The 14,570-nt window shown below is 40.2% G+C and carries 11 protein-coding genes; 6 read left to right on the top strand and 5 right to left on the bottom strand.

What is annotated here, in order from left to right; all coding sequences use genetic code 11:
- Window position 1: 1 nt before the first annotated feature.
- Window positions 2-3,892 (bottom strand): two-partner secretion domain-containing protein, encoded by a 3,891-nt coding sequence (locus H6G73_RS07565; RefSeq protein ID WP_190602851.1) that lies wholly within the window; start codon window positions 3,890-3,892, stop codon window positions 2-4.
- A gap of 223 nt (window positions 3,893-4,115) precedes the next feature.
- Here H6G73_RS07565 and H6G73_RS07570 point away from each other — a divergent pair, with 223 nt between their 5' ends.
- From H6G73_RS07570 to H6G73_RS07590, 5 genes are all read left to right on the top strand, one after another.
- Window positions 4,116-4,448, top strand: coding sequence for an STAS domain-containing protein (locus H6G73_RS07570; protein WP_190602853.1), 333 nt, complete (start codon window positions 4,116-4,118; stop codon window positions 4,446-4,448).
- Between the two features lie 242 nt (window positions 4,449-4,690).
- Window positions 4,691-5,110 (top strand): ATP-binding protein, encoded by a 420-nt coding sequence (locus tag H6G73_RS07575; protein ID WP_190602855.1) that lies wholly within the window; start codon window positions 4,691-4,693, stop codon window positions 5,108-5,110.
- Window positions 5,111-5,441: 331 nt separating this feature from the next.
- Window positions 5,442-6,875: a PP2C family protein-serine/threonine phosphatase gene (locus tag H6G73_RS07580; protein ID WP_190602857.1), complete on the top strand. Its 1,434-nt coding sequence runs from the start codon at window positions 5,442-5,444 to the stop codon at window positions 6,873-6,875.
- A gap of 72 nt (window positions 6,876-6,947) precedes the next feature.
- The gene (locus tag H6G73_RS07585; RefSeq protein ID WP_242034141.1) at window positions 6,948-7,694 is read left to right on the top strand and encodes a DUF928 domain-containing protein; all 747 of its coding nucleotides are present in this window, start codon (window positions 6,948-6,950) and stop codon (window positions 7,692-7,694) included.
- A gap of 17 nt (window positions 7,695-7,711) precedes the next feature.
- Window positions 7,712-9,937 carry a CHASE2 domain-containing protein gene (locus H6G73_RS07590; RefSeq protein WP_190602938.1) on the top strand — a complete coding sequence of 742 codons (2,226 nt, stop codon included), beginning with the start codon at window positions 7,712-7,714 and terminating at the stop codon, window positions 9,935-9,937.
- A 377-nt stretch (window positions 9,938-10,314) separates the two neighbouring features.
- On the opposite strand, the gene H6G73_RS07595 is transcribed toward H6G73_RS07590, so the two are convergent.
- The 4 genes from H6G73_RS07595 to H6G73_RS07610 form a co-directional block, all read right to left on the bottom strand.
- Complete coding sequence (locus H6G73_RS07595) at window positions 10,315-10,503, bottom strand: hypothetical protein (protein ID WP_190602860.1); 189 nt, start codon at window positions 10,501-10,503, stop codon at window positions 10,315-10,317.
- A gap of 75 nt (window positions 10,504-10,578) precedes the next feature.
- Window positions 10,579-12,330 (bottom strand): ABC transporter ATP-binding protein, encoded by a 1,752-nt coding sequence (locus H6G73_RS07600; RefSeq protein WP_190602861.1) that lies wholly within the window; start codon window positions 12,328-12,330, stop codon window positions 10,579-10,581.
- Between the two features lie 145 nt (window positions 12,331-12,475).
- Window positions 12,476-13,153 carry a hypothetical protein gene (locus H6G73_RS07605; protein WP_190602863.1) on the bottom strand — a complete coding sequence of 226 codons (678 nt, stop codon included), beginning with the start codon at window positions 13,151-13,153 and terminating at the stop codon, window positions 12,476-12,478.
- Window positions 13,154-13,296: 143 nt separating this feature from the next.
- Entirely contained in the window at window positions 13,297-13,443 is a 147-nt protein-coding gene (locus H6G73_RS07610; RefSeq protein WP_190602865.1) for a hypothetical protein, read from the bottom strand.
- 119 nt (window positions 13,444-13,562) lie between these two features.
- Here H6G73_RS07610 and galE point away from each other — a divergent pair, with 119 nt between their 5' ends.
- Window positions 13,563-14,561 carry a UDP-glucose 4-epimerase GalE gene (gene galE / locus H6G73_RS07615; RefSeq protein ID WP_190602867.1) on the top strand — a complete coding sequence of 333 codons (999 nt, stop codon included), beginning with the start codon at window positions 13,563-13,565 and terminating at the stop codon, window positions 14,559-14,561.
- The last annotated feature ends 9 nt before the right edge of the window (window positions 14,562-14,570 follow it).

Below are 14,570 nucleotides of genomic sequence, written 5' to 3' on the forward strand. Positions count from 1 at the left end.
CCTATTGATTTTCAAGAAAACTAGAACAAGCAGATTGAGGCTGAGGAACAGTAGGATTGGCACTAGGAGTATGAGCAACTAAATAAACACGACCTTGAGCATCAACAGCCCAACCCTGTGCTTGAATCATAGGAATGGTTGGACTAGAAGCACTAGTCATGTTGACAGTCTGGTGATTTTTCTGGGCCGGTAATAAATCTACTAAATCTACTAAATCTACTAAAGAATTTGCACCTGTGAATAACTCATTAGGATTGGATGGTACTCCTCCCCTACCAGTCACAATAAATCTGTTTTGTTGGTTGCCTGAATTAGTACCACAACTGGGAGAAACTTGATTTTTATTGTCTAAAAAATTAACAGGCAAATTAATTAATCCTTTGGCTGGATCAATATTTAATGTATTAATAGTGATTTCCCCATTTAAACCAAACTCAGAACTAGCAGTAATATCACTTTTATAGGTATTTTGAGGACGAGCCGCTAAACCAAAAATGCCTTGAGTTGTAATATTAATATTGCCTCCGTTACCTTTGCTGGCATTGGCAATAATATCACTATTCTCCAAGGGCAACGCTACTACAAAACCACTATTAGCATCAATATTAATATTTCCTCCTTTAGCACTGTTAAAAGCTTGGGCTGAAATCCCACTGTTATTTCTCATTAGGAGTAAATCTTTGACAAATAAGCTAATTTCTCCGCTTTCTGTGGTTTCATTTGCGCCAGTTACTGCTAATAATTTACTTTTATTAAGAAATAGTTTATCTGCCGTAATTTTAATATTTCCTGCCTGATTTCTCACCGCACTGACAGAGACTGTAGCTGTATTAGAAAAAGATAAAGAACCAGCGGTAATATCAATACTTCCTCCTAGACCTTCTCCAGCTGATTCCACTGTACTAAACACTCCACTAAACAATCCCTTATCATCTATTCCATCAAAAGCAGCACGATTATCAGCACGAATCACGATTGTACCTGCATCCCCCTGGCCACGAGTAGCAGCAGCTATCTGTGCTCCTCTACTCACAGATAAATCACCTGTAGTAATCTTAATTCCTCCTCCCCTACCCTCTGCTCCCGGTTGCACTACACTAAATATTCTGCTGTCTTCTGCGGAAAAAAGGTTTTTAGTCTTAACAGTGATACTGCCTGCATCTCCCTTTCCACTGGTGCTGGCATTCAATTGGCTACCATTATTCATAAATAGAGAACGAGCCACAATATTAATATCACCCCCCTGTCCTTCTGCGCCTGGTTCTACTGAGCTAAATGCTCCACTGGCAACACCATTCGTACCTAGGCCATCGAAGGAAACATCCCCTTGGGCATGAATTATGACCTTACCAGCATCTCCTTTCCCACGGGTAGCAGCAGCTATTTGCGCCCCATTAGTAGCCGATAAAGACTGAGTAGTGATATTGACACCGCCGGCTTTTCCATTTCCTCCCGGTTCAATATTGCTGTAGGCTCCACTGCCAAAACCATTAGTACCAACTCCATCGAAGGAAATATGTTCTTGAGCATGAATAATGACCTTACCTGCATCGCCTTTTCCCAAGGTACTAGCAGTTAAGAAAGCTCCATTACTAACTGATAGGGTACGGCTGTTAATTTCAATATCACCTCCCTGGCCTTCTCCATTTTCTTCCACTGAACTGAATACTCCCGTAGAAAATTGATTATTACCAATTCCATCAAAGGAAATATGTTCTTGAGCATGAATAATGACCTTACCTGCATCTCCTTTTCCACGAGTAGCAGCAGCTATTTGCGCCCCATTACTAGCAGACAGTGAGCCAGTTTGAATGTTGACAGTCCCACCATCACCTCTACCGTCGGTTTCTACTATACTGAATACTGCACTGGGCTTACCACTCATACCTACTCCATCTAAGGTAATCTGATTTTTGGCATGAATGAGGACATCGCCTGCTAAACCTTTACCAAAGGTGGTGGCATTGACTTGTGCACCATTCGTCACTGATAAGGAAGTAGTAGTGATGTTAATATCACCACCGTTGCCTTTCGCGCCTGCTTGGACTGTAGTAAATACCCCAGAAGATAAATTATTTTTAGCTGTTCCATCTAAGGAAATATGATTGTCGGTATGAATATGAATATTTGCTGTGTTTCCTTTAGCAAATGTACTGGCAAGGATTTGACCACCTTGGGAAAGAGAGAGGGATTCGGCAGTTATATGCATATCCCTAGCATTTCCTTCGGCTAGGGCTGCGATATTACTGAAAATTCCACTAGGGAGAAAATTTGTGTTGACTAATTTTTTTTCATGTCTGGTTGTGCGGTTTCTAGAAATATCACTATAAACAATATTGCTATTTGCTTGTTCCAGAAAATCCAGTTTTTTGCTGTTAATTTTTTGACTAGTGAATAATTCATTAGTAAGAATATTTTCACCTACTCCATCAATAGCAATTTGTTTTTTAGCATAGACATTGACAGCACCTACATCACCTTTGCTAATTGTGGTTGTCTGGATACGACCACCATTTTTGATCAAAATTGACCCAGATGTGGCTGTGAGATTAATATCACTGCCTTTAGTCAAACCAGTATAAATGTTACTAATATAAGCGTTGTCGAGGGTGATTAATCCTGTATTACTAATAATATTAATATTGTTATTAATAGCTTGATTGATATTTGGACTGTTGCCATAGGCAAATATGCCATACTTACTGATGTTAATATCTCCTTCTGCATGGAGAGCGATCACACCAGCATAACCAGATGCAGAATAGGAGGAAGTATCCACAAATAATGTCTCTATCTTGCCTGTGCTTAGTACAGATATATTGCCACCATTGCCAGGTTCACCAAATAAGGAAAAGGCAGAAGTATCCAAAGATGTAGTGATAATATCACCATTGGTAGCGTGGAGAGCGATCGCCCCACCATGACGATTTTGTCCCTCTACACCTGCATAAATATTCCCCAACTGCAAACTTGCCCCAGAAATAGCAATATCACTACCATGGGTATTGATAGTATCGCCCAAGTTAGTCATCACCACACCACCAATACCATTACCATCTGCATCAGCAGTGAAATCAATCTGACCCCCATTGGTGATGAAATTCAACTGATTATCAGTTAAATCTTTGATTGTAATATCATTACTTGCTTGCAAATTTATATGTGGATTTCGAGATGATAATTCCTGGTTTTTCTCCATCGATGCCACATCAATGCGACTATTTTTCAACAAATTGATATTTGTGCCGATAATTTCTATTGTTCCTCCTGGTGCCACCAAGGAACCCGTGTTGGTGACGGTATTTCCTAATAAAGTTAGCCTTTGTCCTGGTGATACAGTTAAATTTCCGGCATTACTAATTTCTCCTAAAGAATCTGCTCCCCATTGCACACCCATGGGAACATTAACTTGTAATAATGGTGGGGATTTAGGATTAGTAGCACTATACTCACTACCATCAGTAAATTGCCAACTGTCTCTCGTGCTAGCTATAAAAGAACCACCTATTTTTAAGCTGGCATTGGCACCAAAAACTATTCCGTGAGGGTTAAGAAAATACAAATTGGCACTACCATTAGCTCGAATTTGCCCATCAATATGGGAAATAGATTTACCTGTAACTCTAGTGAATATGTTTTGAATCGTTGCATTATTGTTGAAATAAGCTACCCCTCCAGTGGGGATAGAAAATTCCTTGAAGCTGTGAAATAAATTGTCTCTAATAAGAGTACCACCAGTAATTTGACAATTAGAATTACATCCTGTTTCTATTACTGATGGTTGGGGTAGGGTTTGGTCAGGAATGATTTGTGCAAAGGTTATATCTATTGGATAAGTCAATAAAAGGATTAAGTAATAACTCCATCGAACAAAAGTTTTGCTCGGTTTCATAGGTTGGTGTTGACAATATTTGTCCACTTTTTATCATTATTATGTGGCATTTGTATACATTTGTATAAAAAGTAACTTATAATCCAAGCATTCCTCAAAATCAATCACCGGGTAAAAGTTAAAGGACAGATTGTCCCTGTATAGTGATCAATGAAACAATGGAGAATAAGTTTTCTTCTTTATTCCCCAGTTGAAAATTACGAATTCAGTGGAACTCGGCAACATGGACATTAATATCCAGACAATTGAAGACGTAACCTTAGCGGTGGTTGCAGGTGACATAGATGCTAGTACCGCACCATCAGTTACAGAGACTATTCGACCTGTGGTGGAACCAGGTTGTAAAATCCTACTCGATATGAATAAAGTATCCTATATGTCTAGTGCCGGACTGAGGATGCTGCTGTCTTTGTATCGGGAAACTGCTGCTAAAAAAGGTAAGTTGGTACTCGTGGGTTTAACAGAAGATATTAAAGACACCATGTCTGTGACTGGATGCCTAGAATTTCTTCCCACTAGCGAAACCATTACCCAAGGTTTAGAAGCGCTGAAATAGAGGGAATTATTCACGAGTCAGCACTCAGGGAGATGGTTAGGCGATCGCTGTGTCGTCGTTGATTAAGTCAATAAATATACATTTATTACCCCACCATGATTGGACAAGATGAGTATCACCCAAACAAGATAGAAAGCTTTGAGGTTGGTAATTAAGAAATTAATACCTTCCTGACTCATCTTTTTTACCATTACCTCTGATATCAAGGTTGCTGGATTTATTGATGATTACTGCACCTGTCTATGGAAAATCTTACAGTATCGGGAACACTCCACTCTTTGAGTGCGATCGCCGAATTTGTCAAGGCCGCATCACTATCTGCTGGCTTAGATAAAAAAGCATCCTATCAACTGCGGTTAGCTATTGATGAAATTGCCACTAATATTATTATTCATGGTTATGAAGAAGCAGGTTTAAATGGAGAATTAAGCTTATCTGCTCATATGAATGAGCATCACTTAACAATTGTGATCGAAGATACTGGTACTGAATATAACCCCCATACCATGAACACTGTTACCACGGAAGAGTTAAGCCGACCCTTAGAAGAACGAAAAATCGGTGGATTAGGTGTATATTTGGCAATTCAATGTGTTGATCAGTATTTGTATGAACGGGTAGAAAACAGAAATCGCAACATTTTTATAGTCAACCGTGTGTAGGATTTACTGCTAAAAAATATACTGGCTTAACATCATAATATTATACTCTGTTAATTCATCACTTAGTAATGTTTTTGTGACTAGATAAGAACCTACGTACCAAAAATTTACTCAATTGTGTTTTACTAGACAAAGGTTGCACGCATCTATTAGACATCTCTAAACCAGAAAGTAGAGCAGTTCCATAGCGGGGAAATGACTGCAAGACAAGATTTATAAGATTCATCGTTGTACTGCATGAACCTGCTACAGGCTGTATTGCCAAGTCGGAGATATCTATTCAAAAACACAGGTTCAATTAAAAATTTGAATCATTTGCTATCGGGGGAATATGGATTTTAATAATCAATCTGATGAAGATGAGTTGCAGGAAATAGAAATATTACGCCAACAGATAGCCAGACTCAAAAATGAAGAAGCAGCTTTCAAAGCCCAAAGTAAACTATTAGAAAAATTAGTATCCATCGCTAGGTCTTCTTCAGAAGAAGAGGTATTAAAAGGAGCTTTACAAACTACTTTAGATGTGGCTACAGAGCAAACAGCTTCAGAAAAAGGTAGCCTCTTTTTGATAGAACCTTCTGGTAAAGTCTCGGATGCCATTTTGTCCCGGTCTGAAGTGACACCAGAACAGCGTCAGAATTTGATTGGCAGCGTGTTAGATAAAGGTTTAGCGGGTTGGGTCATCCGTCATCGTCAAGTGGGACTAATTATGGATACGGAAAATGACCAAAGGTGGTTAACTTTACCAAATCAGCCCTATACTGTTCGTTCTGCTTTGGCTGTGCCGATTTTGCGGGGTGAAGAGTTATTAGGAATTATTACCCTTTTGCATCCCCAGCCAAGACATTTTAGTCCAGAAACTGCTAATTTGATGCAATTAACTGCTGATCAAATGGCTTTAGTGTTAGAAAATGCTAGGCTGTACTCGAAACTCGAAAAATATTCTAAGGCTTTAGATGCAGAGTTAGAAAAAGGACGACAAATCCAAATCGGTTTTCTCCCCTATCAACTTGTGCAATTACCTAATTGGGAAATTGCAGCTTGTTTCTACCCTGCACGTCAGGTAGCTGGGGATTTTTACGATAATTTTGAATTACCTAATCATCATATCGGACTGGTGATTGCTGATGTGTGCGACAAAGGTGTGTGTGCGGCACTGTTTATGCCCTTGATTAGGAGTTTGTTACGGATATTTTCTACAGAAAGTCAAATACAAGATACAGAATTAAATCTTTTAGAAGTTAATGAACCTGTTGGTGGTTGGATTGGTGAATCTGTTCATACTAACCTAGCCCATGTGCGTGCTTTGCAAGCTGTTTCTCGTACCAATGAATATGTAGCCCTCAATCATTGGCAGTTGAATATGTTCGCTACTATCTTTTTTGGTGTGTTAGAACCGGAAACAGGCTTACTTACTTATATTAATGGTGGTCATGAACCAGTGTATATTGTGAATGAATCAGGGATAAAGAACATCCTGAAATCAACCGGCCCCGCTGTAGGCATGATATCAGGCATGAAATTTAAAATTCAGCAGGTGAAGCTGGAATCAGGGGATATATTATTTGGTTATACAGATGGTGTCACAGAAGGCAAAAATCCTGATGGTAAATTATTTACTGCTCATCGGTTGAAAGCCTTACTAGACCAATCCGCACCTTCAGCTACTGCGTTGCTGGAGTCAATTAAAACTCAATTATTCGCTTTTATTAGCGATGCGCCACAATACGATGATATTACTATGTTGGCTATGCGAAAAGCATAGGCAAATGAAAAATAATACCAATATAATTAGTGATATGCAGGTTTTAATCAAACGATAAGCCTCAGTATTAGTATGATGAATTTACAAAAATATATACATCCTATCCAGAAAATAGCTGTTACAGTTGCTCCTGTTTTAGTAATTGTTGCTGGTTTGCCGTCAGAGTTGCTAGCCCAATCTTCACCCATGGAAATCAGTTTAAAATTTCCAGTAGTTGATGATAGAGGTGCTCCGCAACGCACTATTGGAGGAGGAACGAGGAGTCCTTCTTGTTTGAGTCTGGAGGAAGGAAAGCCTTCTTTAACTGCTGTAATGCCAACTAAGGAAAATGCGGGGCAAACTATTTCTGAACATCCCACATTTTATTGGTACGTCCCCAAAACTACAGCGAAAATGGGAGAATTTGTGCTGATTGATGACCAGGGAGAAGAAATTCACAAAGCAAATGTGAAGTTACCGGATATTGCTAGCATTGTCAGATTTAGTCTTCCCAATACTACTTCTCTGAAAATCGGCAAAAACTATCAATGGTATTTCACGATGTTGTGTGATACTGATGATTGGAGTCAAAATCAGTTCGTTTCTGGTTCTATTCAACGGACTACACTCAGTTCTTCTTTAGACAATTATTTGGATCGTTCTGCTCCTCTCAAGCAAGCCAAAATTTACGCTCAGTATAAAATTTGGTATGACACTTTAGACCGGGTAGCACAAATTCGTACTCAACAACCTGCTGAATGGGAAGAGTTGTTAGAATCAGTGGACTTAAAAGCGATCGCAAAAGAGCCAATTTTTGACTGCTGTATACCTAAACCTTGATTTTGACGCATCTGACAATGTGGACAAAGGTCAAAAATTTAGTTTGGCAATGGCGCGGTGTCTGGATCACTACTCCCACAGTGACAGGTTTGATTATCCTGCTCCGCTTATTCGGTCTATTACAGTCCTGGGAATGGGGAGTTTTCGATTTATACATGCGTTGGCGACCCCAGGAACCAAAAGACGATCGCGTTGTCATTGTGAGTATTGACGACAGAGATATTCATCATCTCCAGCGTTCCGCCATTTCTGATGCAACTTTAGCCAAACTACTCAATAAACTCAAAGCCCAACAGCCGCGAGCTATTGGTTTAGATATTTATCGAGATTTACCTGTAGACCACGGTTATGAAGACTTAGCGAAAGTATTTACCTCTACCCCTAATTTAGTGGGGATTCAAAAAGTAGTTGGTAAAAGCGATCGTGATATCGTGGCTCCACCACCTATACTCAAGGAACGAGATCAAGTAGGAGCAAATGATCTCGTCATTGATGCCGATAACAAAGTTCGACGCAGTTTCTTTTACCTCACAGATAACAACGGGAAAACAGTATTTAGCTTCAGTCTCCATTTAGCTCTCCATTATCTAGAAAAAGAAGGAATTTTCCCTAATAAGGATTGGCAAATAGGGAAAGCCCAATTTCGTCCCTTTGAGGCTTATGATGGCGGGTATGTGAGAGCAGATGCCAAAGGTTACCAAATACTAATCAACTATCGAGGGGGCAGTCGCTACTTTGAGAGCATTTCCATGACCGATGTTCTCCTAGATAAAGTACCAAAAAATTGGGGACGCGATCGCGTTATTTTAATTGGGAATGTAGCTGAAAGTTCAAAAGACTTTTTCTTTACTCCCTACAGCAGCACCCTCCTCAGTCTGCCAGAACCCATGACAGGGGTAGAAATTCACGCCAATCTCACCAGCCAAATTATCAGCGCAGCTTTAGACAACCGCTCTTTATTTAAAAGTCGGACTGAACCAGAAGAATGGCTGTGGATCTTTTTCTGGAGTTTCGTTGGTGCTACCCTCACTTGGCAATTACGGTATCACTCAATCTTTGCCTTGGAAAGATTTGTTTGCAGTATTATCACTCTGGGAATTCTGTTAGGAAGTGGCTATATTGCCTTTATTTGGGGTTGGTGGTTACCCATCGTCCCAGCCTTAATAGCTCTCATTAGCTCTGCCATTGGTATTACAGCTTTTGTAGCTCGTTCAGTTGCTGACATTCGCAAAATATTTGGACGTTATCTCAATGAAGCAGTCGTCGCTAACTTATTAGAAAGTCCAGAAGGATTAAAACTAGGTGGTGAACGTCGCAAAATCACCATTCTCACCTCTGATTTAAGAGGCTTTACAGCCACATCAGAGCGATTACAACCAGAAGAAGTAGTGAAAATCCTCAACTTTTATCTGGAATGTATGGCAGATGTAATCACCCAGTATCAAGGAACCATTGATGAGTTTATGGGTGATGGGATTTTAGTTTTGTTTGGCGCTCCCACCCAAAGAAAAGATGACGCAGAAAGAGCCGTGGCTTGTGCAGTGGCTATGCAATTAGCTATGGAGAAAGTGAATACAAAAATGCAGGAATGGGGTTTACTACCACTAGCAATGGGTATTGGTATTAATACAGGTGTTGTAGTAGTTGGTAATATTGGCTCAGAAAAACGCACCAAATACGGCATTGTTGGCAACCAAGTTAATCTTACCTATCGCATTGAAGGTTATACAATTGGTGGACAAATTTTAATTTCCGAATCTACCTTAAAGGAAGTGGGTTCAATCGCTATGGTGATTGGACAAAAACAAGTCAAACCCCAAGGAGTAAAGGAACCAATTACAATTTATCAAATTGGTGGGATTAGTGATCCATATAATCTTGTTTTACCAAGCAAAAAAGAAGAATTAAAGACTCTACCACAACCTATTTCCATTCAATATGCGGTTCTCGATGGCAAAGATATATGTGACACTTTATTTAAAGGCAGTTTCATTAAACTCTCTTGTCAGGAAGCAGAAGTGTGTGTAGAAAATATTTCACCAGAAGAATTACCTGCCGAGTTAACCAATATCAAACTTAACTTATTAAGTTTTCCTCTGCATGAATTAGCTGATGAAGATGTCTATGCTAAGGTGTTAACAAAGCCTACTAGTCAAGGAAATTTTTATATTTCTTTTACCTCAAAACCGCCAACAGTGGAAGCAAAATTGAAATCTTTAATTAGTGAAGTTAGTCACAATTAAGAAACCAAACTGTGTAAATATAGTAAATACGTAAAATATTCTAGACAATGCTTGTAGTATATATTTTGAAACTATTAAAAATGCCAGTAGCGATCGCACAGTTAGAAAGCGAGATTTGGTAAATATTTAATCATGATATAGCCCTAATGATCCTCATTATATTGATGTTGATTTTTGCAACTATTATATCAGGCTGGCGGGCAAGATGCCCGCACCACAAGACTTACAGTTGATTTCAGGTCTATAAGGGACAATCTGAACCCTGCTCTGTGTCTCTTCCCCTCGGCTGTAAATATATGACGATGAGCAAATTTAGCCGATATAGCAATGGACAGAGCGGTTAGGACATTAACTAATACCAATTTAAAAAATGATTGTTACAGATGTAGGTTGGGTTGAGGTACAAAACCCAACACTCTAAAACCTTGTAAACGTTGGGTTTCACTTTGTTCAACCCAACCTACGCATCTGTCGCATTCTTTTATGGAATGGGTATAAGAATAAAACTTAGACAGCAAAAGGCTTTTAGCACTGTCACCCTGTTCGCGGAGCGTGGCGTTAGCCATAGGGGTGCACCAGTCGCTCATGGGGGAAACCCCCAAGACCGCGCTGGCTTACCTGTTACCTGTCACCTGCTATAACTAACGCAGCAATTCCTCAATTTGGTGCTGACTCCATAAAGTTTGATAAAGTCCTGGCTGTGTTAACAATTCAGAATGTTTACCGGTTTGGATAATTTTGCCTTTATCCATGACAAAAATTCGGTCAGCTGTAGCCGCAGCAGATAGTTGATGAGTAATAAAAATCACGGTTTTCTTTTGATTGCCCAAAGACAGATTGTTGAGAATTTGTGTAGCAGTTTGATTATCTACACTAGAAAGAGCATCATCTAAGATAAGCACTGGTGCATCGATGAGCATGGCTCTAGCTAAGGCTGTACGCTGTCTTTGACCACCGGAGAGGGTAATTCCCCGTTCACCGACTAGTGTTTCATACTGCTGAGGAAAATTCGTGATTTCTGCATCTATTTGTGCGAGAGTGGCCACGGACTTAACTAATGATTGCTCGCTAACTGGGTCACCATAGCGGATATTATTTTGAATGGTGGTGCTAAACAAAAAGCTGTCTTGGGGCACATAAGCGATCGCACTCCGTAAATCACTTAAGGCTATTTTGGTAATATCGATGCCATCTAGAAACAATTGTCCCGGTTCAATATCTAATAACCTGGGTAGGGCATTAGCTAAGGTGGACTTACCAGAACCAATGGCACCGACAATGGCAATAATTTCTCCAGGTGCAATGGTGAAGTTGATACGATCTAAAGCTGGGGTAGTGCTTTCGGGATAGGTATAAGTCAAATTTTTAGCCGTCAATTCACCTTTAACTTTATCTTCCCCAATATGAATAGCATCGGGAGAGTCTTGAATTTTGGGTGTGACACTGAGAATGGATTCTAGTCTGTCAATGCTCACTTCACCTCGTTGATAGGCTGTAATGGTGAAACCTAACAAAGCGGTAGGAAACACCAATCTTTCCACATAAATCAACAAAGCCAAAAAATCGCCGATAGCTAAAGTGTTGGCGGATATTCGCATTGTTCCCAACCAAATAATAATTAGGGAACTGAGATTTGCCAAACCACCAATCAACGGAAATAAAGTGTTGCGGCTTTGGGCCAGTTTCAAATTAGCCGCTAATAACTGCTGATTTTTTTGATTAAAAGCTTGACGCTCATTTTCTTCTTGAGCATAAATTTTAATTAATGCAATGCCACTAATATCTTCTTGAATCAGTCCGCTAATATCGGCAAGTTGTTCTTGGACTTCAGCTTGCTCTCGGCGCAAGCGATCGCTAAATAAGTGTACCAAAAAGAACATAATTGGATACACTGCTAGAGCATATATAGTTAATTCCCAACTAATCGATATCATTACAGGTAATGTTAGAGCATAGGCAAAGACAGTATTAGCTAAACTCAACACCGCAAAGCCTACCAACCGTCTCACATTATCAACATCGCTAGTGGCGCGACTAATTAAATCTCCAGGAGTATTCTTAGTAAAGTAAGATGGCTCTAATTTCAGGAGATGTTCAAAAATTCGCTGTTTCAGTTCATACTCTACCTGACGACCCACACCAAAAATCCAGATACGAGAAGCCATTCGCAGCAGCCACATCGCCGAACTGAGCAAGATGATAATAACTGCGTAATTAATTATTTGATTTAAGCTGAAGTTTTTTGAGAGTTTTTCTACCCCAGAGCGAATCAATAAAGGGATATATACACCTAATCCATTTACGGACAATAGCGCAATAATACCCAATGTCGTTTGTTGCCAATGGGGACGTAAATAATTGCCAATTTTTCCTAGTCGTCGAGATTGTGCCATGCAAGATTTGATCGTTTTTTCTTCTATTCAGCACCCTGTAATAACCTACTCTAGCCGATGACAAAGCCATCGCAAACAAGGCACAAAAATAAGGCCAGCTATTCGCTGTGAGCATAGCGGCCTTGTGAGTATCAATTGTTGAATCTTAGGCAGGACGACCACGTAAGAAAATATAAATTTGGTTTAGATAACTTTCCCAAACTTGGGTAGTAAGTTGTAGTGTTTCCGCATTGGGGACAAAATCTTCTACCCGTAAACCTCTGGTTCTAATTTCTTGAGGATTTTGTAGCAAATAAGTCGGTATTTTCACTTCCACAGGACTGAATGCTAAGGCTACGGTTGTTTCACCCATATCTGCCGCAGGTAAGATGTTATTGCTGCCTACATCTGAGATGTTAGAGGTAGAATTTGTTGGGCTTAAAGCTACTAATGTGCTTGGGTTAACGGCAGTGGTAGTAGCAATAGGAGACCTGACTAAAAAATAAGCAATAGCTGGGGTACTAGCTAACAGTAAAACTGCCAAAGCCCATCCTAATAAATAGCCTCCTGGTTTATCTATTCCACCACCTTTAATCTTTTGAGCGGCCACAAATAACATCAACACTGAAGCACCTAGGGGCTTGAGTGGAAAAGAAATCATCCGCCATAGAGACGCAACGGCAGGCTCATTAGGATTCAGAAAAGCTAAAGCTAACAAAAATATCACCAACCCTAAGACAAATCTGCCAACAAAGGTTGCTGTAGGATAAAATCGCTGGAACAGAGAAAAGGCTACAACACCTATAAGTAGCCAAAGCAATACCCGGCTTAGCAGTTGAAACATAGATTCACTCTCTAATTTTCTAGTGCGGTCAGCCAAGAGGCAGCGAGAAGTGGATGAATTTTATCGTCAAACAGTAATTTCTCCATAAGCTGACTGAAAAAATATCTCAAACCTCACACCCAAAGACTACCGTCGTAGTGATTTTAGTGCAATTTTTTGACACTGGGGCTATTATTCAGAAATTTATACAGGAGTAATGTATCACCAGTGATTATTCCTGGCACCAAAGCCGCAAATTCAGCGAACAACACAAAGTCTATCTGCAAAATTTGAACCGCTGGTGTTTGCATATACTACACCCTCGAAGCTGTAATGACAAAGCCTTATCAGTCTGTGGATATATTAGAAACTGAGGGGAGCGGGATTGAATTAGATTAGTTGAGTAATTGTCAACTAAAAAGGAAAAACTATGTCGTCGCCAAAACCCAGGATTTTAGTGACAGGGGGAGCAGGATATATTGGTTCTCATGCCGTGTTAGCCCTGAAACAAGCAGGTTATGAGGTAGTTATCCTGGATAATTTGGTCTATGGGCATCGTGACTTGGTAGAAAAAGTTTTGCAGGTTGAGCTAGTGATCGGTGATATTAGCGATCGCTCTTTATTAGATCAATTGTTTACAACCTATGAATTTGCCGCAGTCATGCACTTTTCCGCCTATGCCTATGTAGGTGAATCAGTCACAGACCCCGCCAAATACTACCGCAACAATGTGGTCGGTACTCTCACTTTATTAGAGGCTATGGTAGCCGCTTCCATTCAAAAATTTGTGTTTTCTTCCACCTGTGCCACCTACGGTGTACCAGAAATTATTCCCATCCCAGAAACCCATCCCCAACATCCCATCAATCCCTATGGGGCTACTAAGCTGATGGTGGAGCGCATTCTGGCTGATTTTGATGTGGCATATAATTTAAAATCCGTGCAGTTCCGCTACTTTAATGCTGCCGGTGCTGACCCTAGTGGTTTGCTAGGAGAAGACCATCATCCAGAAACCCATTTAATCCCTTTAGTTTTACTCACAGCTTTAGGTAAACGGGAAAACATCTCAATTTTTGGTACAGATTATCCTACTCCCGATGGCACCTGTATTCGGGACTATATTCATGTCAGCGACCTAGCAGATGCTCATGTTCTAGGTTTGGAATATTTATTGGCAGATGGAGACAGCGAAATTTTCAATTTAGGTAACGGTAACGGCTTTTCTGTACGGGAAGTGATTGCTGCGGCAGAAGATGTAACTGGATTAAGCATACCAGTTAAAGAGTGCGATCGCCGTCCTGGAGATCCACCGATGCTGATAGGTACCAGTCAAAAAGCCATTAATACCCTTGGTTGGCAACCCCGCTATCCAGGCATTAAAGATATTGTTGCCCACGCTTGGCAATGGCATCAACAGCGCCATAAATAAGCGAGGAGG

Origin of the sequence: Richelia sinica FACHB-800 (genome assembly GCF_014698825.1) — a bacterium.
Classification (GTDB): Bacteria; Cyanobacteriota; Cyanobacteriia; order Cyanobacteriales; family Nostocaceae; genus FACHB-800.

Coding starts and splice junctions, on each gene's coding strand:
- H6G73_RS07565 (WP_190602851.1), bottom strand. CDS start 3,892: ATGAAACCGAGCAAAACTTTTGTTCGATGGAGTTATTACTTAATCCTT.
- H6G73_RS07570 (WP_190602853.1), top strand. CDS start 4,116: ATGGACATTAATATCCAGACAATTGAAGACGTAACCTTAGCGGTGGTT.
- H6G73_RS07575 (WP_190602855.1), top strand. CDS start 4,691: ATGGAAAATCTTACAGTATCGGGAACACTCCACTCTTTGAGTGCGATC.
- H6G73_RS07580 (WP_190602857.1), top strand. CDS start 5,442: ATGGATTTTAATAATCAATCTGATGAAGATGAGTTGCAGGAAATAGAA.
- H6G73_RS07585 (WP_242034141.1), top strand. CDS start 6,948: ATGATGAATTTACAAAAATATATACATCCTATCCAGAAAATAGCTGTT.
- H6G73_RS07590 (WP_190602938.1), top strand. CDS start 7,712: ATGTGGACAAAGGTCAAAAATTTAGTTTGGCAATGGCGCGGTGTCTGG.
- H6G73_RS07595 (WP_190602860.1), bottom strand. CDS start 10,503: ATGGCTAACGCCACGCTCCGCGAACAGGGTGACAGTGCTAAAAGCCTT.
- H6G73_RS07600 (WP_190602861.1), bottom strand. CDS start 12,330: ATGGCACAATCTCGACGACTAGGAAAAATTGGCAATTATTTACGTCCC.
- H6G73_RS07605 (WP_190602863.1), bottom strand. CDS start 13,153: ATGTTTCAACTGCTAAGCCGGGTATTGCTTTGGCTACTTATAGGTGTT.
- H6G73_RS07610 (WP_190602865.1), bottom strand. CDS start 13,443: ATGCAAACACCAGCGGTTCAAATTTTGCAGATAGACTTTGTGTTGTTC.
- galE (WP_190602867.1), top strand. CDS start 13,563: ATGTCGTCGCCAAAACCCAGGATTTTAGTGACAGGGGGAGCAGGATAT.